Raw genomic sequence first — 23,353 nt, forward strand, 5'->3', positions numbered from 1 at the left:
ATTAAAACGTTTTCGTGACGACTCTATGACAGCGCTAAAAAAGCCCATGAAAAAAAACCGGGCCCCTTGGTAGGGGCCCGGTTTTTATCAGAAAAAAGAACAGATTACAGGCGGCTTGCCAGCATGGTTTCCAGCTTGCCCTGGTCGATGGCGAACATGCGGATGCCTTCGCCCAGCTTCTCGTGAGCCATGGCGTCCTGGTTCAGTTCCCAGCGGAATTCGGCTTCGGTCATCGGGGTCGGTTTGGCCTTGCGCTCACCGGTGTAGTCCAGTTTGCGTACCACGGCACCTTCGGTCTTGCTCAGCTCTTCCAGCAGGGCCGGGCCAATGGTCAGGCGGTCGCAACCGGCCAGTTCCAGGATCTCGCCGGTGTTGCGGAAACTGGCGCCCATCACCACGGTCGGGTAGTCGTGCTGCTTGTAGTAGTTGTAGATGGAGGTGACGGAGACCACGCCCGGATCTTCGCTGGCGGTGTAATCACGGCCATTTTTAGCCTTGTACCAGTCGAGGATGCGACCCACGAACGGGGAGATCAGGAAGGCACCGGCTTCGGCACAGGCACGGGCCTGGGCGAAGGAGAACAGCAGGGTCAGGTTGCACTGGATACCCTCTTTCTCCAGTACTTCAGCGGCACGGATCCCTTCCCAGGTGGAGGCCAGCTTGATCAGGATGCGGTCGTTGCTGATACCCGCTTCGTTGTAGAGACGGATCAGCTTGCGGGCCTTGGCGATGCTGGCTTCGGTATCGAAGGAGAGACGGGCATCCACTTCGGTGGAGATGCGGCCCGGAACGATCTTCAGCACTTCCAGACCGATGTTGACGGCCAGCTTGTCGCCCGCGTCGATGATTTGCTGTGCCTTGTCCTGGCTCTGGGCTTTGGCCCACTTGATGGCGTCTTCGATCAGCGGAGCGTACTCGGGGATCTCGGAGGCCTTCAGAACCAGAGAGGGGTTGGTGGTGGCATCGATGGGCTGATAGCGTTTGATGGCTTCGATATCACCGGTGTCGGCAACAACAGTGGTCAGGGCTTTCAGCTGGGTTAATTTATCGGCCATAGCGAATATCATCTCTTAATGAGGGAGTAATCCCTGGGTTGCGGGCTTGAGACGGTGGTTCTGAAATAAAATTACAGGATCTTGGTGCCTCAGGCTCAGAAAAGCGCGATGGGGGCGGCCCATCGTCATTGCCTGCCTAATTAATACTGATGTGCTGCATCCTGCAATAGGGGCGCTTGGTTGTTAAACATTCAGGCTGTTGAGTTATCCCGTTTTATGGCTTGAAACTATATGATTAGTAAGGTTTTTTACATTTCCTCCCGACCTCGCTCCGGTTTGCTTTCAGCTGAACTTTTTTAGCCAATATCCATATTTGTGTCGTCGATCACATAAATTATCTCGCTACGTACTTGAAATTTAATTACAGCGAAAACGTTTGGCGAAATGTCGCCGTTTGAAAGCCATTTCATGCAAGCGTTTGCGTTTTCGGATAGCTCATCAGGGATATATCAAAATGGTTCTCTTATGGGGCTTAATGGTGGCCTGTCTGATTGAATTATTGAGTTTGTTGAAAGTTTGCGATTTAAATGGAGCTTTATGGGCTTTTACCGTTCGTTTTTTGTGTCTCGCGTGACCGGGATCACTATTCCGGGCTCTCCCGCTGTGCTAGATTCCGCCCCTTTAGCGAAACGCTAATTAAACGACAGACAGAAAACGGTCAGCGCAGACTGGCCATGGATGTGAATAACAACGAGAGAATTATGGACACCTTGATTGCGATGCTAAACGACCTGATGTGGGGAGCCGTGCTCATCTACCTGCTCATCGGGGTCGGTATCTTTTTCACCTTCCGCCTGGGTTTTATCCAGATCCGTCACTTTGGCCACATGTTTTCCGTGCTGAAAAACAGCCGTAAATCGGACAACGCGGGCATCTCCTCTTTCCAGGCCCTCTGTACCAGCCTTGCCGCCCGTGTCGGCACCGGCAACTTGGCCGGTGTGGCTGTCGCCATCTATCTGGGTGGCCCCGGCGCCATCTTCTGGATGTGGTTGATCGCTTTTATCGGCATGGCGACTGCCTTCGTCGAAAGCACCCTTGCCCAGCTCTACAAGGTCAAGGATGAGGATGGCAACTACCGTGGTGGCCCGGCCTACTACATGGAGAAAGGCCTTGGCATGCGCTGGATGGGGGTGGTGTTTTCGCTCTGCCTGATCCTGGCATTTGGCCTGGTGTTCAACGCGGTGCAGGCCAACTCCATCAGTTTGGCGATGAAGGTGGCGTTTGGCATTCCTGACTGGGTCAGCGGTCTGGCGCTGGTGGCGCTCTCCGGCCTGATTATCTTCGGTGGCATTCGTGGCATCGCCCGTTTTGCCGAGCTGGTGGTGCCCTTTATGGCACTGGCTTATATCCTGCTGGCGTTGGTGATCGTGGCGATGAACATCACCGAGTTGCCCCATGTCTTCATGCTGATCATCAAGTCCGCCTTCGGGATTGAGCAGGCAGGCTCGGGTGCGCTCGGTTATGCCATCTCCCAGGCGATGATCAACGGTATCAAGCGCGGTCTCTTCTCCAACGAGGCGGGGATGGGCTCTGCGCCCAACGCTGCGGCGACTGCCACTCCCTATCCGCCGCACCCGGCCTCTCAGGGTTATGTGCAGATGCTGGGCGTCTTTATGGACACCATCGTTATCTGCAGCTGTACCGCCGCCATCATCCTGATGTCAGGTCAGTTTGAGCCGGGTTCCGGCGTGACCGGTGTCGAGCTGACCCAGCGGGCGCTCTCTTCCCAGATTGGCAGCGGTGGCAACATCTTTATCGCGGCGGCCATCTTCTTCTTCGCCTTCACCTCTATCGTGGCGAACTACTCCTATGCCGAAACGAATCTGGTGTTCCTCGAGCACAACCACAAGGGCGGCCTGATGCTGTTCCGGGTGTTCGTGCTGGGGATGGTGATGTTCGGCGCCGTGGGTGAGTTGCCGATTGTGTGGGCGATGGCGGATGTCTCCATGGGTCTGATGGCCATCGTCAACCTGGTGGCGATCCTGCTGCTCTCCAGCGTCGCCATCAAGCTGGCCAAGGATTACAACGACCAGCTCCGGCTGGGCAAGGTGCCCACCTTCGATGCCAACAAATACCCCGAGATCCGCTCCCAGCTGGAAGAGGGGATCTGGGACAATCCGACCAAAAAATAACAAGCGGTGAGTCAAACCTCTTGATTAAAACCTGAAGGGGGAGCCGCTGGCTCCCCCTTCTTTTATGGCGCACTCGTTGGCTGTTGATCCCAGCGCTGGGCGAGCTGTCTGACACGCCGTCGCAACTGGCGCCCACAGCGCCCTTGTTGCCGGTCGCTGAGGGGGGCATAACGCCAGAGTCGATAGAGCCACGCACTCTTTAGCAGGGAGTGGGCAAGGTCGGGACGCAGCCGTGCCAGCCGCTCGCACCATGTCCCCATGCTCTCGGCGAGCTCAGGGGGATAGCCGCTGCGTTTACCCCGTTTGAGCAGGGGCTGCCAGATACGCCGCTCTGGCGGCAGGCGGGCGGGCAATAGCAGGGGCAGGCTCACCAGCAGGGCGACCAGCATCAGGCTGGCGAGGATCAACCAGGGTGTGTGCCCCGCCAGTGCAGGCCAGCGCAGGCCGATTTGTTGCCAGAGCTGGTCCGCATCGTAACCAATCACCCAGCGACTCCACTGGTAGTCGATATTGTTGCCCCACCAGCGCAGCTGATTGAGCAGGGCCCAGTTGCGATAACGCTGCAAAGCGAGGGGGTCGGCAGCGGTAAACTCGTCGCTCAGCGCCTCCCTCACGCCGCCTTCAATGCGCTCCGGCGCCACTGCCGCTGTGGGGTCGATTCGCCGCCATGTTCCTCCTTCATCGAGATACTCCACCCAGGCGTGAGCATCGAACTGGTGTACCGCCAGATAGTTGCCTCTGGGATTCCACTCGCCGCCGAGATAACCGGTGACCAGCCGTGCCGGAATACCGGCAGCGCGCAGCACGAAAGCGGTCGCCATGGCGTAGTGGCCGCAAAAGCCCTGCCTGGTATCGAACAGGAACTCATCCACCCCGTCACTGCCAAGCCGTGGCGGGGTCAGAGTGTAGTAATAGGATTGGCTGCGAAACTGCGCGAGCAGGGCGGCGACCAGCTCTGCGCGATCCGGATGGCGTGTGGCCAGCCCTTGGCCGTGAGCTCGCGCTCTCGGGTTGCCTCCGGCTGGCAGTTGCAGGTTGCGCTGGGCGGCTTGGCTATCATCCTCGATCTGTGCTTCGCCGCGGCCAATGCGATAGCGGATCGCCACCTCGCCGCTCCCCTGCCGATAGAGGGTGTCGAGAGGGGTAAGCAGCACCGGGCCCGCCAGCAGACGCGGTTCACTCAGGGCAAAGGCCCAGCGGTGGCGCTGGGGCTCGGCGATCACCTCGTAGCTCCCGGCGGGTAACGGACTATCTGCCAGTTGAGTGTTGGTCTGTGAAGAGGATGCCAGAAGGGTCAGCCCGGTCTGCTCCGGCACTGTCTGCTGCCATGCTTTGACCTCGGCGCTCAGCAACCAACGTTGGCCATCGAAAACTTCTTGGCGCATCACCGGAAAGTAGCGCTCGCGGACAGGGGGCGGGCCATCGGCAAAGGTGACCCGAAACGCCAGTTCGGAGGCGTTGACCAGTTCGCTGATATCGCCGGGGGCCAGCTCTTCCGAGAGCCCCGACAGGGCGCGGCTGGTGGTGGGCATCTGCCAGAGGGGCGGCAGCCTTGGCAGCAGCAGAAACAGGGTGATAAGCAGGGGAAGCGCCAGCAGCAGGGCGCCGCCTGCGCTGCGCCAAGGCCGTTTCTGCTCGGGAGCGATGGCGGCCACCAGCGCGGTCACTGCCAGCCAGAGTGCCACTGCCATCCCGGCTGTCCAGCCGATGCTTTGGCGTTGTACCAGCGCCAGCGCGATGAGGAAGAAGGCGAGCAGCAGCACCAGCTCGATATCCCGCTCGCGCCGTACCTCGATCATCTTGAGGCTATAGCCGAGCCAGAGCAGATTGATCAGGGCGGGCAGGGTGCCCAAGCCACGCCATTGTAGTCCCAGCAACAGCACAGTAGTGATGGCCAGCAGCGCCAACCAGCGGGCAGGCAGGGGCGGCCAGCCGCGCCACAGCATCATGGCCCGGACGCCAAGGGTAGCGGCGCTTACCGCCACCACCCAGAGCTGCAACTGGGGCCAGAGCGCCGCGACCAGCAGCAGCTGTTGCAGGGCGATGAGTGGCAGCAGGCGGCGGTTATCGAGCAGCATCTGACCTGCTCTCCTGTGGCTTGCCATCGAATCGGGCCAGTGCCAGCAGGCAGCGCTGAACAAAGGCGGCACCACTATCGGGCCCCAGCGTCTGGCCTGCCAGTGTCAGGGTGAAGGGAATGCCCCGCTTGCCGTAATCGGCGCACCACCAGGCCAGCACCGCCAGCCGCTGCTCCAGATCCCCACCCGCGACCCGCAGTAAGGTGAGGTGGCTGTCATCCTGCTGTGGTTCATGGAACTGTTTGGTCAGCAAGCCGCGCCCCTGGGCAAGTTGTTTCCAGGCGACCCGGCTCAGTGGTTCACCGGCCTGATGTGTCCGCAGGGTATCAAAGTCACCGAGAGTGGCCGGAGCGGGCTGGCCCTGATAACCCTCGCTTTCGGTCGCATGCTCCCCTCTTAACGCGCCGAATGCTGGTTTGGGGGAGAACCAGCCCTCCAACTGCAAGTCCAGCTGGGACCAGCAGCGAAACAGACCGAGAGGGTAGCGGCTCTCGACCCGCAATCGGCCAAGGGGCAGTGGCCCGCGGCGAGAGCCTGATACTGGCAAGATAACTGAGCTGGGCACAGCGTCGGCCTGTGCCAGCCAGAGGGTGCCTTCGTTGAGGCTAAAGCTGAGTGCCTGCACCGGGCGCGGGCTCTGCACCAAGATACGGATAGGCAGCTGGCTACCCGCTTCCCCGAGCATCAGCGGGCCCCCCAGCAGCTCCAGCCCCAGCAGATTGCGGTGGGTGAGCCACATGGCTGCCATAAACAGGCTGCCGAGGCAGTAGGCCACCAGCAGCACCAGATTGTTCTGGTAATTGGTGCCGAGCAGATAGATGGCGAGCAGCACCAGCAGATAGAGCAGTCCCATGCGGGTGGGGAGGATAAAGAGGCTGCGGGTACCCAGCGTGATCTGGCGGGCCGGGGGAATGCGGCGGTCGAGCCAGCGTCGCTGCCAGCGGGCTCGCCACTGCTGCCAACGGTTTAGCAATTTGCTCATCAGGGATTGTCCGGATCGACCTTGGCCAGCAATCGCTGGCTCAGGGGACAGGCTTCGCCGTGCTGTACGCCAAAGCTGCCCCGCAACCGATGCTCGGCCACATAGGGAAAGACTGCCTGCACATCCTCCACCGTGACAAAGCGCCGTCCCGCAACCAGCGCCCAGGCACGGCTCACCGCCAGCAAGGTCTGGGCTGCCCGGGGGGAGAGGGGCTGTGGCAGATCCCCATCAAAGCGGCTCTGGTGCACCAGCGCCAGCAGGTAGTCGAGGGTGGCATCGGAAACATGGATAGCATCACCTTCCGCTTGCAGGGCAGTCAGCTCGGCGGCATTCAGCATGGCGGGCAACGGGCCAGTCGGCTGGTGGCCGCGCAGCAACTGGCGCTCCGCCTCTCGCGGCGGAAAACCCAGCGAGAGTCGCACTGCGAAGCGGTCGAGTTGGGACTCCGGCAGTGGATAGGTGCCCGCCTGATCCGCCGGATTCTGGGTGGCGATGACGAAAAATGGAGTGGGGAGGGGATGCGTATTCCCCTCAATGCTCACCTTGCCCTCGGCCATCGCCTCCAGCAGGGCGCTCTGCACCTTGGGGTTGGCGCGGTTGATCTCGTCTGCCAGTAGAACCTGGGTGAAGATGGGGCCGGGGTGAAAGCGAAATGTTTGTTGCTGGGGGTCAAAAATCTGCAGCCCCAGCAGGTCGGCGGGGAGCAGATCGGCGGTGAACTGCATGCGCCTGCATGCCAGCCCCAGTACCTGTGCCAGCGCGTGGGCCAGGGTGGTTTTGCCCATGCCGGGCAGATCCTCGATCAGCAGATGACCGCGCGCCAGCAGGGTCACCAGCGCGATTTTCAGTTGCAGCGGCTTGCCCAGAATGACTTGCTCCAGTGCTGCCAGCAGCCCGGCAATCTGCTCTTCTCTCTTCATTCCCTTCATACACATTCCCTGTATTGCATCGCACCTACAGCTTATACGCTCGCAAGGGTGAAGGCAGATAACAGACGGGCGGTAAAAGTGCTGCGCAGGGATGGCTATGAGCGGGAGGTGACGCGGTTTATTAGTGAGTCTGCTCGATTCAATATGGCCGCTATGGCACGTAACTCAATACAATATTTCCTGATTGGAATGCACCGATCGCCATCTCTTCACTAGGTGAGGGCGCTGGGCGCCCATATAGTTGCCCCCATTGCGACGCGCTGCGTTGCTAGCTTTGTCACCACCTTGGCCCCGCCACTGTTCGCCTGTCGCTGTGATCTGGCAGGCATCGGCCCGCCACTCTGTAATGGAGCATCCATGCCTGTTTTCCTGTTGTGCACTTTTCTGATGATAATTCTCTATCCGGTCGGGATCGATCTCTATCTGGTCGCCGTGCCCCAGATTGCCGAGACCCTGCAGGCGAGCGAGGCGCAGATCCACACGGCCTTCTCCATTTATCTGTTTGGCATGGCGGCCACCGTGCTGCTGGGCGGGATGATTGCCGATCGCTTCGGGCGGCGTTGGGTAGTGCTCGGGGGGGCGCTGATCTTTGTCCTTGCCTCGCTGGTGGCAGGCAGTGCAGAGGGGATAAGTCAGTTCTATTTCGGCCGTTTCTGGCAGGGAGTCGGGGCGGGGGCGCTCTATATCATGACCTTTACCGTGCTGCGGGATGTGCTGAGTCAGGAGCGGTTGGCGATGGCGCTCTCGATGATCAACGGGGTCATCTGCGTGATCCCGGTGCTGGCACCGGTGCTCGGTTACCTCATCCTGTCCCATTTTGATTGGCGCGGGATCTTCGTGGCGATGGCGCTGGTGGCGGCCGTCAGTGGTCTGGTGAACTTGTTGCTGCTCAAGGAGACCCGCCCGGCTCGGCAACCGGGCAGTGGTGCTGTGCTGCCCTTTGCCCTGCTGCGCTCCCCGCGCTTTATGTTGCTCTCCCTGCTGACCAGTGCCAGCGTGACCGCCATTCTGGTCTATGTCAGCGTCTCGCCGCTGATCCTGATGAAGGAGTTTGGCTTCACCACCGAGCAGTACTCCATCGTGATGATGGTGATAGCCGGGGTTAGCATGTCCACCTCCTTCCTGACGCCGCTACTGCTGCGCTGGCTTGGTAAGCACAAGGTGCTGGCCGTATCCCATCTGGCTTATCTGCTGGCGGCGTGCACCCTGCTCGGTAGCTGGCAACTGGGGGGCGATATCCACTTGCTGCTGCTGGGATTTGCCCTGGTCTGTGTCGGGTTCTCCTGTGGCTTCGGGGTGGCGATGGGGGAGGCGCTCGATGGTTGCCAGCACAATGTGGCGTTCGCCAGCGCCGTGCTCTGCATCATGCAGATCAGCCTCTCCGGCCTCTATATCTGGCTGCTGGGTCAACTTGGCTTTGCCCCGACCGAGATGCTGATCTGCGCCCTGTTGCTGGCACTGCTCAGTTACCTGGCTGTCAAAGGGCTGGTACCATGGCTCGCGCTTCGCGAAGTGCGGTCGCGAGGATAACCAAAGATGAGAGGGGATATGCGCAATTTGGGTGAACTCGATTTGAACCTGTTGGTGGTCTTCAAGCACCTGATGCAGGCGCGCAGTGTGGCTGGGGCGGCCAAAAAGCTCTGTGTCACCCCGTCCGCGGTGAGCAAGTCTCTGGCCAAGTTGCGGGAGTGGTTTGACGATCCGCTGTTTGTGCGGGTACGGCAGGGATTGCAGCCCACCAACCTCTCTCTGACGCTGGAGGAGGAGTTGAAGGTCTGGTTCCAGCTCACCGACAGCATCACCTCGCTCAATAGCGACGCGATCCCCGACGGAGCCCGCTTCACGCTGGTGATGGAGTCCCCCTTCTACATCAGCTTTCTGAGCGATCTGCCCATGACCATCTACCAGAAGTACCCCAACTCGGTGGTCAGGATGCTGGGGTGGGATCACCACTCTCTCAACGACATCGTCAACGGTGATGCGGATCTCGGCTTCTGCGCCCGTGAGACCCATGGCCGCTCTCAGGCCAAGGTCAATCGGTTGCCCTACTACATCGATCACGAGGTGCTGTTCACCGATAGACCGGTGGTGTTCCTGCGCAAGGATCACCCGTTGCTGGAGCAGAAGTGGTCGCTGGAGAACTTTTTGGCCTGCCCCCAGATCAGCATGGTGTGGGAAGCGAACGATACCTGGGCTCTCGACAGTCTGCTGGAGGACGAGGGGTTGAAGCGGGAGGTGCCCATCATGGTCTCCAGCTTCGAGCAGGCGCTGCATATCGCCTCCCAGTCGAGCCACGAGCTGATTGCGGTGGCCCCGTCCTACTGCGGTGGTTATGCCAGTCGGCATCACGACAATCTGATCGCCATGCCGCTGCCGCTACCCGAAAAGCTCTATGCCCAGCTTGAGATCGCCTTCATCCTGCTGTGGCACAAACGGCACAATCAGGATGCCAAGGTGATGTGGCTGCGCAACGAGATCCGGCGGCTCTACAACGACGAATCACCACGCTAATGTGAGCGTGACGGTGCCCATCGATCAGCCGGAGCCATCAGCTTCGGCTTTTTGTTGTCGCATCGCCCTGATGAGTGGGCTTTGGCACGACTTAAGTGCCGAGTTCGGGTTCAAGCTGTGTGCCATTCAACTCTCTTTATGCACATATTGACCTTGGTTGCACGTCTCGAGTGAAGCTCTTTTCACGAAAAGAATTCATGTGGTTTCATTAGAAAACTTCACCTATGGTCACTTTTAAAGTGTGATCGACCATTAAGTTCCTGTATTTGCAGTGATATAGCATGACTCACCTTGGAATGGCGGGGTTAGATAGCGCCTGCGTAGGTGACTGCCAGTAGAGCGCAGCGTGAGCCAGCCCCACAGGTCGTCTGTGGCCGTGCCATGCCCCGGCTATCTGGCCACCAGCCATGAGTGACGGAGCAGAGGGGAATAAGTATCAAGGTTGATAAACTGGCTTGAGTAAAGGTATGCAGCAAAGGTAGAACCCGGAGCCGGTAACTGCACCGGGAGACGCCACTCACCATCCCCCGATAACACCTAATTGAAACCGGCTAGATGAAAAAACACCTTTCATCGAACGGGGCCCGTGCACCCGAAAATAGCCAGATTGGCAGGCTGACTGTGCTCCCCGTTATGGCAATGACGGAAGAGAAAATAGTGCGGCAGCTACCACCAGATTAATAAAAATAAATCTCAGCAAAGGCAGGTTGATATGCGTCCAGCAACAGCACCGACCGGGTTGTTACAACAACCCAAACCCTTCTTTATGATATTTTTCGTCGAACTCTGGGAGCGCTTCGGTTATTACGGCGTGCAGGGGATCCTAGCGGTTTTCTTTGTGCAGCAACTGGGATTTTCCCAAGAGCAATCCTTTATTACTTTCGGTGCCTTCTCGGCGTTGGTATATGGTCTGATCTCGGTCGGTGGCTATGTCGGTGACCATGTTCTCGGTACCAAGCGCACCATGGTGCTGGGGGCCGTGGTGCTGGTGATAGGCTACTTTATGACCGGCCTCTCTATCTACAATCCCGACCTGATTTTCTATGCGCTGGGCACCATCGCGGTCGGTAACTGCCTGTTCAAGGCCAATCCGGCCAGCCTGCTTTCAAAATGCTACCAGCCAAAAGATCCGCGGCTGGATGGGGCTTTTACCCTGTTCTATATGTCGATCAATATCGGCTCCCTTATTTCCCTCTCGCTCGCTCCGGTGATTGCCGATCACTACGGCTATACCGTGACCTATAACCTGTGCGGGGTGGGGCTGATTATTGCGCTGCTTACCTTCTTTGCCTGCCGCAATATGGTGAAAGATATCGGCTCAGAGCCGGATCATCTGCCCCTCAACTACGGCAAGTTGCTGATGGTATTGGCTGGCTCGGTGGTCATGGTCTTCTTTTGCGCCTGGCTGATGCACCACGTGGTGATCGCCAACATGGTGCTGATGACGGTAACCATCGCCGTGGTGATCTTCTTCTTTCGCGAGGCATTCAGGCTCGACACAGTGGACCGCAACAAGATGTATGTGGCCTTCGTGCTGATGCTGGAGGCGGTGCTCTTCTATGTGCTGTATGCCCAGATGCCGACGTCTCTGAACTTCTTTGCCATCAACAACATGCACCACGAGATGCTGGGCATGAGCGTCAACCCCATCAGCTTCCAGGCACTCAACCCCTTCTGGGTGGTGGTGGGTAGCCCGGTACTCGCGATGATCTATACCCGAATGGGCAGCAAGGGGCGGGATCTCACCATGCCGCTCAAGTTCACTCTCGGGATGTTCTTCTGCTCGTTGGGCTTTCTGACGGCGGCGGCATCCGGCTGGTGGTTTGCCGATGAGCAGGGGCTTACCTCCCCCTGGTTTATGGTGCTTATCTATCTGTTCCAGAGTCTGGGCGAGCTGATGATCAGTGCCCTGGGGCTGGCGATGGTGGCTGCGCTGGTGCCGCAACGCCTGATGGGCTTCATTCTCGGAATGTGGTTCCTGACTCAAGCGATGGCGTCCCTGCTGGGTGGCTATGTGGCGACTTTTACCGCCGTGCCGCAAGGGATGACGGATCCGCTGCAAACTTTGCCCATTTACACCGGCGTATTTGGCAAGATCGGGATGGCGACCCTGCTGATTGCGGTAGTGATGGGGCTGATGGTGCCCTGGCTCAACCGGATGATGAATGCGACGCCGACAGAGGCCGAAGGGCTGGTGCCAGGTCAGTCACAGGCGTAATGAGGGGATAGTGCGAGACAAGGCAAGGGCGGCGACCCTTGCCTTGCTGTTGATGGCTTAGTTGTACTGCTCTTCCATCCAGGCTTCGACGATCAACTGCGCCGAGACACCGTCCACGCTGCCTTTTTCCAGCGCGCGATAGCCGCCTCGCTCAAACAGGCGGGCGCGGGCATCTGTGGTGGTGAGTCGTTCATCCTTGAACTCCACCGGCTTGCCGAAACGGCCATGCAGCCGGTTGCCGAATTTGCGGGCCCGTACCGTGATCTCCTGATCGGTGCCATCCATGTTCAGCGGCAGACCGACCACCAGCAGGTCCGGTTGCCACTCCTTGAGCAGCTTCTCAATCTCGTCCCAGTTGGGGATGCCGTCGTTGGCCTTGAGGGCGCGCAGAGGCTGGGCTGTGCCAGTCAGCTCCTGACCGATGGCGACGCCAATGCTCTTGGTGCCATAGTCAAAGCCCATGATGCTGCGTGATGACATAACTGATAAATCCTCGAAATAGAGAGCGGAGCGGGCCAGCCGATCAGCTGTGGCCGATGTCGCTGGAGAGGTGAACCGGGTTCACCCCTATGCTGGCGGCAGCTTGCTGCCAACGTTTGTGAATGGGGGTCTTGAACACCAGAGCCGGATTGGGGGGGATCACCAGCCAGGCGCCGTCCACCAGCTCCTGCTCCAGCTGCCCGGCGCTCCAGCCGGCATAGCCAAGGGCCACCAGCCAATGGGCAGGGGCTTCACTCGTACCCAGGGTTTCCAGAATATCCTTGGAGGTGGTCACCATCATCTCATCCCCCACCAGCAGGGTGGAGTTGAAACCGGGGCGGAAGCTGTGCAGCACGAAGCCGCGATCGGCGTGAACCGGCCCCCCTTGCAGCACCGGCTGCTTGAGTTCCGGGTTGTTGGGCGGATTGAGCTGGAGCTGGGTCAGCATGGTTTCCAGCGACATCTCGACTGGAATGTTGACGACCAAGCCCATAGCGCCCTCTTCGTTGTGCTCGCACAGATAGACTAGCGAACGCTCGAAGTAGGGATCCGTCAGGCTTGGCATGGCAAGCAGGAAGTGATTTTGCAGTGTTTGCATAGAGGCCAAATAGTGCAAAGGTATTTGAGGTCAATTATGGCAGTTGATCCCCATGGGAAAAACCGCTTTTTGGGCTGGGCGAGATCCCGCCCCTTTCCGGATTGTCTTGAAACAGAGAGGGTGGCGCCGGGCCACCCTCTCTGTTTCCGGGCTTGTCAGTGGCGGATTACCCCTGAACAGGCCGGTTAGCCTGCCTGGCGATTATTTGCCCAGCCGACGTTCGATGGCATCCATCAGCATGCCGGTGATATGGACATCAAAGGCCGCTTCAATCTCGCGAATGCAGGTCGGGCTGGTGACGTTAATCTCGGTCAGGCGGTCGCCGATGATGTCGAGACCGACGAAGATAAGGCCCTTCTCTTTCAACGTCGGACCTACCGCACGAGCGATGGCCCAGTCGGCGTCGCTCAAGGGGCGAGCTTCACCACGGCCACCGGCCGCCAGATTGCCACGGGTCTCCCCCTGCGCCGGAATGCGGGCGAGGCAGTAAGGCACCGGTTCGCCGTCCACCACCAACACCCGCTTGTCGCCATCCTTGATGGCGGGCAGATAGGTTTGCGCCATGCAGTACTGGCTGCCGTGGGCGGTCAGGGTCTCGATAATCACGCCGACGTTGGCGTCATCTTCCTTCATGCGGAAGATGGAGGCGCCGCCCATGCCGTCCAGCGGCTTGAGGATCACGTCCTTATGCTTCGCGTGGAAGGCGCGCAGCTTGTCGGCGCGGCGTGTCACCAGCGTGGTCGGGGTATGCTCGGCAAACCAGGCGGTGTAGAGCTTCTCGTTGGCGTCGCGCAGGCTCTGCGGCTTGTTGACGATAAGGCAACCCTCATCCTCGGCTCGCTCCAGCATGTAGGTGGCGTAGATAAATTCGGTATCGAACGGCGGATCCTTGCGCATCAGGATCACATCGAGGTTGGAGAGGGGCTGATCAACCACCTCGCCCAGCGTGTACCAGTCGGCATAGTCATATTTGACGGTGAGCGGGCGCATGGTACCAAAGGCACGACCGGCTTCCATGTAGAGATCTTTCATCTCCAGATAGAAGAGCTCATAGCCGCGCTTTTGCGCCTCTTCGAGCATGGCAAAGCTGGAATCTTTCTTGATGTTGATGGCCGAGATGGGGTCCATCACGATGCCGAGTTTAATGGTCATCCGCTGTTCCTTTTTAATGGCTCGATTGGGTTGTAGGGTCGATTAGCGCAGCGTAATCGGCCGCTTGCGGCTGCGTCGATGCAGCCATGGGGCTGATTGATGCGGCCGATAGTATCAAGCGAGATCGCCAAAACGGCACTGCAGCGCAGTAATCGCAGTCAGGGCGGCGGTTTCGGTGCGCAGCACCCGCGGCCCCAGCAGCATCTCTTTGAAATCTTCCTGAACGGTACGGGCGATCTCGTCGCTCGACAAGCCCCCTTCCGGGCCAATCAGTAGGCGCACACCGTGCTCGGGAACGGGCAGGGTGTTGATGCTGTACTCGGCGCGCGGGTGCAGGTTGAGCTTGAGCTCTTTGGTCTCTTCCGCCAGCCAGGCGTCTAGCTCCATCGGCATGCGCACCTCTGGCACCACGTTGCGGCCGCACTGTTCGCAGGCGCTGATCACCACCTTCTGCCACTGTTCGCGTTTCTTCTCCAGCCGATCGGCCGGCAGCTTGACGCCGCAGCGCTCGGAGAAGAGCGGGGTGATGCAGGTGACGCCCAGCTCCACCGATTTCTGGATGGTGAAGTCCATCTTGTCGCCACGGCTGATCACCTGACCGAGGTGGATGGCCAGCGGTGACTCCACCGATTGGGTATCGCAGCGGTCGATGGTCACTTCCACCGACTTTTTGCCGACGCTGGCGATGGTGGCGGGGTATTGATTGCCATCGCCATTGAACAGCTCGAGCTGCTGGCCCGGCTGCATGCGCAGTACCCGGCCGATATGGTTGGCGCCGTCTTCCGACAGGGCGATGGTCTGGCCAACTTGCAGGGTGGCCGGTTCATAGATACGTGGAATGCGCATGGCTGCTTGTCAGTCTCTTGCTTGGAAACCCTTCATATCCTGCTGCGAGCAAGGCTCACGCGGCAGTAGGGAAGGGTTTCATGATAGGAGGGGGCTATCCCCTCCCAGGTCAAATGGGGTTATTGGCACTGCTTTTCAATAAAGGGATTGGTATTGCCCTGCAGCTTGCCGATGCGGCGGTTGCGCTCGCACTCCCAGCCCTCTGCCGGGTACTGGCGATCCCAGGCTTCAAACAGTTTACGCTGTTGCGCTGCCAGACGCAGCCCATACTGCTGGCTCATGTAGAGGTAGGCGCGGGCAATCTGGCCCCGTACCGGCCCCTTGGGCGGCTGCACCCGACGATCCTTGAAATCCACCAGCATCTGGCACTGGCCGTACTGATCCGGCTTGCCGTTCCAGTCGGAAAAGCGGTAGTTGGCCCGATCGCCGTTCACCTCGCCAATGGCGGGGAAGAGATTGTGCATGTCCCCCTCCATCTTGTTGAACTCGGGGCTCGCTTTTTCGCAGTTCTTGCGACCGCCATCCTGCCAGCATTGCAGCTGGTGGCCGAACTCCCAGGCGGGGACCACGTGTTCCCACTCGATGCGGGCGGCGCGTTTGGCCTGCTTGCGCGGCTCATAGCCGCAGCTGGCGAGGTCCGGGCTCATTTTCTTGCCCTGATAGTCGATGTCGCAGCCGCAGTAGAAGGTGGTGACCGCAGGCTGGTTGCGATAGATCTTCACCAGATCCTGCTTGGCTTCGCGAAAGGTCTGGGCGTGCAGGGGGGCGCTGAGCAGCGGCAAACCGGCCAGCAGGGTCAGGGCGAGGGAGGAGATGAAACGCATGAGATTCCTTGCAAACGGGGTGATTGACGAACGATGGCGGGCACCCTACCACAGGGGCGCGACACAAGCTGGCTTACTGCTCTGGCTCCGGCCGTTCCCGCTCCAGCGGCTGCTTGCAGCGACGACAGTGATAGCGGGCTTCGCCACGCACCACCTTGTTGTGGCGGCGTATCGACAGTTGATGCTGCTGGCAGTGACAGCGATAGGGCACGGTGCGCTGGGCCAGTACCGCCAGATCGAAGCTGTGGGTGGTTCTGGGCTCAAGGCCGAACACCTCCCGCATCACCGATTGCCACTGGCGGCCGTGGGGTAGCACCCGGTTTTTGCCGCGCCCTTCACCCCACAGGGCATAGACCAGCAGATGGGCCACCTCATGGGGCACCACCTCATCCAGAAACGCCTGCTGGTTGGCCTGATAGAGGGCGGGATTGAAGCGCAGCTCCCAGGTTTGCAGCCGCGCCGAGCCTGCCGCCCGGCCCCGCATATTGCAGTAGATCCGCGGGCGGGGGAAGGTGCGGCCAAGGCGCGCCTCGGCCTGCACAAAGCAGGCTTCTACGCGTTGTTGCAGCAGGGCGACAAGCTGGGCAGGGGTGGCAGACATCAACATCTCGTCAAATGGCGGATAAGCAAAAGGGGAGCCAGGCTCCCCTTTTATCACAACAGCGAGCCTTACAGGCCAGCGGCGGAACGCAGCAGTTCGGCCTTGTCGGTCTGCTCCCACGGGAACTCGTCGCGACCGAAGTGACCGTAGGCAGCGGTAGCCTGGTAGATCGGGCGCTTCAGATCCAGCATTTCGATCAGACCATACGGGCGCAGTTCGAAGTGCTCGCGCACCAGCTTGACCAGCAGCTCCTCGGCGACCTTGGCAGTACCGAAGGTCTCGACGCTGATGGAGGTCGGCTCAGCCACGCCGATGGCGTAGGAGATCTGGATTTCACAGCGATCGGCCAGACCGGCGGCAACGATGTTTTTGGCAACGTAACGGGCGGCGTAAGCAGCGGAGCGGTCAACCTTGGACGGATCCTTACCGGAGAAGGCGCCACCACCGTGACGGGCCATGCCGCCGTAGGTGTCGACGATGATTTTGCGACCGGTCAGACCGCAGTCACCCATCGGGCCGCCGATAACGAAACGGCCGGTCGGGTTGATGAAGTATTTGGTGTCTTTGTTGACCCACTCGGCCGGCAGCACCGGCTTGATGATCTCTTCGCGTACCGCCTCAACCAGATCCTTGTGGCTGATGGATTCGGCGTGCTGGGTAGACAGAACAACGGCATCCACACCGATGATCTTGCCTGCGTCGTCGTAGGCGAAGGTCAGCTGGCTCTTGGCATCCGGACGCAGCCACGGCAGGGTGCCGTTCTTGCGCACTTCAGCCTGACGTTTCACCAGCAGGTGAGAGTAGGTGATGGGGGCCGGCATCAGCACGTCGGTTTCGTTGGTGGCGTAGCCGAACATCAGGCCCTGGTCGCCAGCGCCCTGCTCCAGCGGATCGCTGCGGTCAACGCCCTGGTTGATATCCGGGGACTGCTTGCCGATGGCGTTCAGCACGGCGCAGGAGTCAGCGTCAAAGCCCATGTCGGAGTGGGTGTAGCCGATTTCACGTACGGTATCACGCACGATCTCTTCGATATCAACCCAGGCAGAGGTGGTTACTTCGCCAGCCACCATGACCATACCGGTCTTGACCAGGGTCTCGCAGGCAACGCGTGCCTTGGTATCTTGCTTGAGGATGGCGTCCAGGACCGCATCGGAGATCTGGTCCGCAATCTTGTCGGGATGGCCTTCGGAGACCGACTCGGAAGTAAACAGCTTTGCCATGATAAGAGTCTCAGCTTGTCTGGGTTATCGCCACGGCAATAACCGGATGAATGGGATGGTGTAGAGGTATCTACATCTGGACGTCTATTTTAATTAGCGCCCCCCGTGATTGCCAGCACTATTTTGTCGCGCAGTGTCCAATGGGTCACAAGCGGTGCTCTCCTATCCCGAAAGGGATGGAAATCAAACGTTTTTCTCTGGTTGCTTTGGTCAATAAAGGGCAAGAAAAGCGATTGTCCTCCCAAAGCCACTTTATTCATCCAGATAATATTTGCACGCCGCGCGCCCTGCTGGGACAATAACGCGCCTTAATCTTGGCCATCAAATGAAGCAATCGCAGGAGATTCAGATGCCTTCTCGTAAAGAGCTTGCCAATGCCATTCGTGCATTGAGTATGGATGCCGTTCAAAAAGCCAACTCCGGTCACCCGGGCGCCCCCATGGGAATGGCGGATATCGCCGAAGTGCTGTGGCGTAGCCACCTCAGACATAACCCGAACAACCCCAAGTGGGCCGACCGCGACCGTTTCATTCTCTCCAACGGCCACGGCTCCATGCTGCTGTACTCCCTGCTGCACCTCTCCGGTTATGACCTCTCCATCGACGATCTGAAAAACTTCCGCCAACTGCACTCTCGCACCCCGGGTCACCCGGAGTACGGCTATGCACCGGGCGTTGAAACCACCACTGGCCCGCTGGGTCAGGGCATCACCAACGCCGTGGGTATGGCGATCGCCGAAAAAGCCATGGCTGAGCAGTTCAACCAGCCGGGCCACGATATCGTTGACCACTACACCTACGCCTTTATGGGCGACGGCTGCCTGATGGAAGGTATCTCCCACGAAGCGTGCTCCCTGGCAGGTACCCTGCAACTGGGCAAACTGATCGCGTTCTGGGATGACAACGGTATCTCCATCGACGGTCACGTAGAAGGCTGGTTCACCGACGACACCGTCAAGCGTTTCGAAGCCTACGGCTGGCACGTTATCCCGGCTGTTGACGGTCACAGCCCGGAAGCCATCAATGCCGCCATCGAAGCCGCCAAGGCCGAGACTGGCAAGCCGACTCTGATCTGCTGCCGCACCATCATCGGTTACGGCTCCCCGAACAAATCCGGTTCTCACGACTGCCACGGCTCACCGCTGGGCAACGACGAGATCGCCGCTGCTCGCGCCTTCCTGAAGTGGGACCACGCGCCGTTCGTTATCCCGGCCGATATCGCTGCCGAGTGGAACGCTCAGGAGAAGGGTGCTGCACTGGAAGCCGACTGGGCTGCCAAGTTCGCCGCCTATGAAGCCGCTCACCCGACTCTGGCTGCCGAATTCAAGCGCCGCACCGCTGGCGAACTGCCGGCCAACTGGGCTGCTGAATCCGCCAAGATCATCGAAACCCTGCAAGCCAACCCGGCCAAGATCGCAACCCGTAAAGCGTCCCAGAACTCTCTGGAAGCGTTCGGCAAGCTGCTGCCGGAGTTCATGGGTGGCTCCGCTGACCTGGCTCCGTCCAACCTGACCATGTGGTCCGGCTCCAAGTCTCTGACCAACGACGATGCCTCCGGCAACTACATCCACTACGGTGTACGCGAGTTCGGCATGTCCGCCATCATGAACGGTATCGCCCTGCACGGTGGTTTCATCCCCTACGGCGCTACCTTCCTGATGTTTATGGAGTACGCTCGCAACGCCCTGCGCATGGCCGCCCTGATGAAGCAGCGCGCTATCTTCGTTTACACCCACGACTCCATCGGTCTGGGTGAAGATGGCCCGACTCACCAGCCGGTTGAGCAGATCGCCTCCCTGCGTCTGACTCCGAACATGAGCACCTGGCGTCCGTGTGACCAGGTTGAATCCGCCATCGCCTGGAAACACGCCATCGAGCGTACCGACGGCCCGACCTCTCTGATCTTCTCTCGTCAGAACCTGGCCCAGATGGATCGTACTGCCCAGCAGTTGGCCGACACCGCCAAGGGTGGCTACGTGCTGAAGGATTGCGCCGGTACTCCGGAGCTGATCCTGATCGCCACCGGTTCCGAAGTGGAACTGGCTGTTGCCGCCTATGAGCAGCTGACTGCCAAGGGCCGTGCCGTGCGCGTGGTCTCTCTGCCGTCTACCGACGTGTTTGACGCCCAGTCTGCCGAGTACAAGGAGTCCGTCCTGCCGATGTCCGTCACCAAGCGTGTGGCCATCGAAGCCGGTATCGCCGACTACTGGTACAAGTACGTGGGCTTTGGCGGCAAGATTATCGGTATGACCACCTTCGGTGAGTCTGCACCGGCCGAGCTGCTGTTCAAGGAATTCGGCTTTACCGTGGAAAACGTGGTTGCGACCGCTGAGTCCCTGTAATGCCCATCGGCACCTTGGGCTGAGCAATATTAGGCCCTATCGCTGAGTCAATAAACGCCCCCCATCGCAAGATGGGGGGCGTTTTTATTTCTTACTACGTTTTATTGGTTTGAGGAAAGTCATGCTTATTTTGTTTAAAAATCTGTATAGTATTTCCATTTTTGACCTCTAGTAATATTGTGTTGTTAGATCAGGATCATAAGATGGGAGGATTTAAGTGTTATTTGAAAAACCTAATATAAAAAGACCTATTTCTTTAGATGCTGTTTGTTTATTTTTAGTTGTTGTCATTGCAACGGCATATATAACCTATGGCGTTTGTGTAGTTTATGGTTTGGTTGGTACCTTTGACAGTAGCTATAAAATAACATTCTTGGACATTATTAATGGTATTGCCCAAATAGCGACCGCATTGGCTTTCGGACTAGCATTGCTGCAATATAGAAAAAGTGTTACTCAGCAAAGACAGCTTATTATTGCTGCGGAGGCAAGAGTACAAATAGATAAAATGGTCGTGGTTATTGAAAACATCAAAGTGGGTAATGACAGCAATTTAATTAATCTTGACCAGTCAATGACTCAGTTGTCAAACATAGCAAATAACTTCGATGAACTATATAGTGCGATGAAGGAGGATATTCATAAAGCAATCGTGAGAATGCAATGGCAAGATATGCATTTCAACTATTTACGGCGAGCTTTCAATGAGATAGACCCTATAGTAATTATTAGAAACGAATCATCGATAAGTGATGTAGAATTAGATTTAGCTATGGTTGATGCTCAAGAGGAATCAGAAAAAGTAATTGATGTTTACAAAAAGTATACTTTTTTAAAAGCATTAGTTAATCACCATAGTGTTTCTGATAAGTTTTCATTTAAAAATAAATTCAATTCTTTAGATATCTTTGTAGTTTATTTTTTGAATGATAAAAACTTAGATTGTTTATTCTATGGTTTAATGTCTCATGTTGATATTAGAGTTTGTGCACCTATATTGGCTGTAGCTGAACCAAGTAAATGGGCTTTGGAAAAAATCCCGAATAGATAAACAAAGTTAATTTGTAGAATCGATTAGCGAAGCGTAATCGGACGTTCGCGTTCTTTAAAACGATGTCATAAAAATAATGCCCCATATGTTACATAAAAAGAGACCGGCCATCAGCCGGTCTCTTTTTATTATTTAAAACAAATCTTACGCCTGCGGCGGGGTGCTTTCGGCGTTGGACATCACCGCATCCACCTCGGCCTGCTCCACCATGGGCCTTATCAATCTGACGACAAGGGTGCCATGGTTAATACCAGCTTGCCGATATGACGGCCTGAATCCAGCAAATGGTGAGCGGCAGCGGCCTCATCCAGCGGGAAGGTCTGGTAAACCTGCGGTTTGATCTCGCCGTGTTCGATAAATGGCCAGACATGAGTTTGCAGTTGGGCAATCAGTTCGGCTTTTTCCTGAGGAGTACGCGAGCGCAGGGTAGAGCCGATATGGGTCAGTCGCTTTTGCAGCATGGGAAACAGATCCAGATTGGGGGCGGCGCCCGCAATAATGCCGATCTGGACTATGCGGCCATTGATGGCCGCCGCCGCATAGTTGCGCGCGACATACTCCCCGCCAATGATATCGAGAATGATGTCGGCGCCATGGCCATCGGTGGCTGCATACACTGCCTCGACAAAATCTTCCTCCTTGTAGAGTACGGCCACATCCGCGCCCAGCTTGATGCTGGCGGCCTGCTGCTCGGGTGAGCCGACCGTGGTGATGATTTTTGCGGCGCCAAATGCCTTGGCCAGCATGGTGGCGGTCGTGCCGATGCCGGAGGCGCCGCCATGAATCAAGATGATGTCGCCTTTTTTAAACTGGCCCCGTTCAAACATATTTGACCAGACCGTCATAAAGGTTTCCGGCAGTGCCGCGGCTTCGACAAAGCTCAATCCGGGCGGCAGGGGCAGGACATTGCTCTGGTGGGCGACGCTGTACTCGGCATAGCCGCCACCCGAAATCAGCGCGGCGACCTTGTCGCCAATCTTGAGATGAGTTACCTGCTCCCCCTTGGCGACCACGACCCCGGCGACCTCCAGCCCGGGAATATCCGATGCTCCTGCCGGAGGCGGGTAGAGCCCTTTGCGCTGCATCACATCCGGCCCATTGATGCCGGTCGCATAGTGCCGGATCAAAACCTCATCGGGCTTGGGCGCCGGTGTGGCGCGGGTGGTCAGTTGCAAGACATCGGGGCCACCTGGCTGGGTAATTTCTACCGCGCTCATGGTGGCGGGAATGGAATAGGCGTTATGCATCAGCGGCTCCTGTAACGAGGTGATATGAGGTTCCCCGGATGGGATGAGCACCAAGATAGTGGAGATTGCTGATGAATAAACGCAGTATTATCCCTCACCTGTAATGCAAAAATGCATTTCAATCGGGAGTCGTGATGAACTGGGATGATGCGAAAATTTTTCTGGCGTTGCATCGGGAAGGGAGCCTGAGGGGCGCCGCCCGTGTGGTCGGGGTCGATCAGGCCACCATTGGCAGACGGATTGCTGCACTGGAGCATCGTCTGGCGGCCACGCTGTTTCTCCGCACATCCAAAGGGTATGTGCTGACCCATGTCGGGGAGATAGTGCTGGCCAGCGCCCAGCAGATGGAGCTGGCAGCTATTGATTTCGTGCGGGCGGCGCAAGGGGTCGACAACCGTCTGGTCGGGGAGGTCAGCGTGGCGACCACAGACACCCTGGGGATGGATTTTTTGATACCTGCTCTGACCGAGCTGCATCAGCGTTATCCCGATATCAGGGTCATCCTCAATACCTCGACCCAGGTGGTCAATCTGTCCCTGCGGGAAGCGGATATCGCGATCCGGACGGTGAAGCCGGACAATCCCGACCTGATTATTCGCAAGCTGGCCTCCTGGCCGGTCGGGTTGTATGCCTCCGCCGACTATCTGGTTCGCCATGGCATTCCCGAAGCGGGCACCGGTTTTGCGGGCCATTCGCTGGTGGTGTATGAGCCCCACTGGCAGAGCGCTCGCTCGCCAATGATGCTCGAAGAGGCGGCCGAGGGGGCCACGGTCGCTGCGGGAGTCAATACCAGCCTGATGCTGCGTCAGGCCCTGTTGATGGGGCTGGGGCTTGGCGAGGTAGCGGTTTCGCTCGCAGAGCAAGCCGGGTTGGTGCGGGTCTGGCCCGAGCGGCAGTTACAGCAATCCTACGATGTGTGGTTGGTGACCCATCAGGATGTGCAGCATGCCGCGCGGGTCAGGGCGGTCATGGATGCCATCGTCAGGGCATTTGCCGCGATGGCCTAAGTCTGGCGGGGATTCTGTTCAGGTTTTGTCGCAGCGTGGTCACACCTCTTGCCATAGTCATGGCGGTTGAGGGAAAACCCT

19 protein-coding genes are annotated in these 23,353 nt (G+C 58.3%); 7 read left to right on the forward strand and 12 right to left on the reverse strand.

Annotated features, from left to right (window positions below):
* Positions 1 to 104: 104 nt before the first annotated feature.
* The gene (tal, locus tag AB5Y73_RS15175) at positions 105 to 1,055 is read right to left on the reverse strand and encodes a transaldolase (protein WP_005349780.1); all 951 of its coding nucleotides are present in this window, start codon (positions 1,053 to 1,055) and stop codon (positions 105 to 107) included.
* Between the two features lie 701 nt (positions 1,056 to 1,756).
* On the opposite strand from tal, the gene AB5Y73_RS15180 reads away from it, so the two are divergent.
* A complete protein-coding gene (locus AB5Y73_RS15180) occupies positions 1,757 to 3,187 on the forward strand; it encodes a sodium:alanine symporter family protein (protein WP_013724018.1) in 1,431 nt (476 codons plus the stop codon).
* 62 nt (positions 3,188 to 3,249) lie between these two features.
* Here AB5Y73_RS15180 and AB5Y73_RS15185 read toward each other — a convergent pair whose 3' ends face one another.
* The 3 genes from AB5Y73_RS15185 to AB5Y73_RS15195 are packed head-to-tail and all read right to left on the reverse strand — an operon-like array spanning position 3,250 to position 7,167.
* Entirely contained in the window at positions 3,250 to 5,265 is a 2,016-nt protein-coding gene (locus AB5Y73_RS15185) for a DUF3488 and transglutaminase-like domain-containing protein (RefSeq protein ID WP_107682439.1), read from the reverse strand.
* The gene (locus AB5Y73_RS15190; RefSeq protein ID WP_107682438.1) at positions 5,252 to 6,247 is read right to left on the reverse strand and encodes a DUF58 domain-containing protein; all 996 of its coding nucleotides are present in this window, start codon (positions 6,245 to 6,247) and stop codon (positions 5,252 to 5,254) included. Before AB5Y73_RS15190 ends, AB5Y73_RS15185 begins: the two co-directional genes overlap by 14 nt.
* Positions 6,247 to 7,167 (reverse strand): MoxR family ATPase, encoded by a 921-nt coding sequence (locus AB5Y73_RS15195; RefSeq protein WP_118854220.1) that lies wholly within the window; start codon positions 7,165 to 7,167, stop codon positions 6,247 to 6,249. The genes AB5Y73_RS15190 and AB5Y73_RS15195 overlap by 1 nt, the downstream gene beginning before the upstream one ends.
* Before the next feature lie 366 nt (positions 7,168 to 7,533).
* Here AB5Y73_RS15195 and AB5Y73_RS15200 point away from each other — a divergent pair, with 366 nt between their 5' ends.
* The 3 genes from AB5Y73_RS15200 to dtpB all read left to right on the forward strand — a co-directional run bounded on the left by AB5Y73_RS15200 (position 7,534) and on the right by dtpB (position 11,905).
* On the forward strand, positions 7,534 to 8,706 hold the full coding sequence (locus tag AB5Y73_RS15200; RefSeq protein ID WP_181497529.1) for an MFS transporter: 1,173 nt from the start codon (positions 7,534 to 7,536) through the stop codon (positions 8,704 to 8,706).
* 18 nt (positions 8,707 to 8,724) lie between these two features.
* Complete coding sequence (gene yidZ / locus AB5Y73_RS15205; RefSeq protein WP_118854218.1) at positions 8,725 to 9,687, forward strand: HTH-type transcriptional regulator YidZ; 963 nt, start codon at positions 8,725 to 8,727, stop codon at positions 9,685 to 9,687.
* Positions 9,688 to 10,399: 712 nt separating this feature from the next.
* A complete protein-coding gene (dtpB, locus tag AB5Y73_RS15210) occupies positions 10,400 to 11,905 on the forward strand; it encodes a dipeptide/tripeptide permease DtpB (protein ID WP_118854217.1) in 1,506 nt (501 codons plus the stop codon).
* 57 nt (positions 11,906 to 11,962) lie between these two features.
* Here the strand turns inward: dtpB and ruvX are convergent, their stop codons facing one another.
* The 7 genes from ruvX to metK all read right to left on the reverse strand — a co-directional run bounded on the left by ruvX (position 11,963) and on the right by metK (position 17,626).
* Positions 11,963 to 12,385, reverse strand: a complete 423-nt coding sequence (gene ruvX / locus AB5Y73_RS15215; protein ID WP_005343821.1) for a Holliday junction resolvase RuvX — start codon at positions 12,383 to 12,385, stop codon at positions 11,963 to 11,965.
* 43 nt (positions 12,386 to 12,428) lie between these two features.
* Positions 12,429 to 12,983: a YqgE/AlgH family protein gene (locus AB5Y73_RS15220; protein ID WP_118854216.1), complete on the reverse strand. Its 555-nt coding sequence runs from the start codon at positions 12,981 to 12,983 to the stop codon at positions 12,429 to 12,431.
* Positions 12,984 to 13,184: 201 nt separating this feature from the next.
* On the reverse strand, positions 13,185 to 14,135 hold the full coding sequence (gene gshB, locus AB5Y73_RS15225; protein WP_103251480.1) for a glutathione synthase: 951 nt from the start codon (positions 14,133 to 14,135) through the stop codon (positions 13,185 to 13,187).
* Between the two features lie 114 nt (positions 14,136 to 14,249).
* Complete coding sequence (gene rsmE, locus AB5Y73_RS15230; protein ID WP_118854215.1) at positions 14,250 to 14,981, reverse strand: 16S rRNA (uracil(1498)-N(3))-methyltransferase; 732 nt, start codon at positions 14,979 to 14,981, stop codon at positions 14,250 to 14,252.
* 119 nt (positions 14,982 to 15,100) lie between these two features.
* Positions 15,101 to 15,805, reverse strand: a complete 705-nt coding sequence (locus AB5Y73_RS15235; protein WP_118854214.1) for an endonuclease — start codon at positions 15,803 to 15,805, stop codon at positions 15,101 to 15,103.
* Between the two features lie 73 nt (positions 15,806 to 15,878).
* On the reverse strand, positions 15,879 to 16,406 hold the full coding sequence (locus AB5Y73_RS15240; RefSeq protein WP_118854213.1) for a SprT family zinc-dependent metalloprotease: 528 nt from the start codon (positions 16,404 to 16,406) through the stop codon (positions 15,879 to 15,881).
* A gap of 68 nt (positions 16,407 to 16,474) precedes the next feature.
* Positions 16,475 to 17,626 (reverse strand): methionine adenosyltransferase, encoded by a 1,152-nt coding sequence (gene metK / locus AB5Y73_RS15245; RefSeq protein WP_005338519.1) that lies wholly within the window; start codon positions 17,624 to 17,626, stop codon positions 16,475 to 16,477.
* Between the two features lie 349 nt (positions 17,627 to 17,975).
* On the opposite strand from metK, the gene tkt reads away from it, so the two are divergent.
* Positions 17,976 to 19,967 carry a transketolase gene (gene tkt, locus AB5Y73_RS15250; protein WP_118854212.1) on the forward strand — a complete coding sequence of 664 codons (1,992 nt, stop codon included), beginning with the start codon at positions 17,976 to 17,978 and terminating at the stop codon, positions 19,965 to 19,967.
* A gap of 217 nt (positions 19,968 to 20,184) precedes the next feature.
* Positions 20,185 to 21,018, forward strand: coding sequence for a hypothetical protein (locus AB5Y73_RS15255; RefSeq protein ID WP_139440045.1), 834 nt, complete (start codon positions 20,185 to 20,187; stop codon positions 21,016 to 21,018).
* Positions 21,019 to 21,236: 218 nt separating this feature from the next.
* Here AB5Y73_RS15255 and AB5Y73_RS15260 read toward each other — a convergent pair whose 3' ends face one another.
* Positions 21,237 to 22,265, reverse strand: coding sequence for an NAD(P)H-quinone oxidoreductase (locus tag AB5Y73_RS15260; RefSeq protein ID WP_118854210.1), 1,029 nt, complete (start codon positions 22,263 to 22,265; stop codon positions 21,237 to 21,239).
* A 134-nt stretch (positions 22,266 to 22,399) separates the two neighbouring features.
* Here AB5Y73_RS15260 and AB5Y73_RS15265 point away from each other — a divergent pair, with 134 nt between their 5' ends.
* The gene (locus AB5Y73_RS15265; RefSeq protein WP_118854209.1) at positions 22,400 to 23,272 is read left to right on the forward strand and encodes a LysR family transcriptional regulator; all 873 of its coding nucleotides are present in this window, start codon (positions 22,400 to 22,402) and stop codon (positions 23,270 to 23,272) included.
* Positions 23,273 to 23,353 lie beyond the last annotated feature (81 nt).

This window comes from Aeromonas sp. s7(2024) (assembly GCF_040907825.1).
GTDB classification, from domain to species: domain Bacteria; phylum Pseudomonadota; class Gammaproteobacteria; order Enterobacterales; family Aeromonadaceae; genus Aeromonas; species Aeromonas veronii.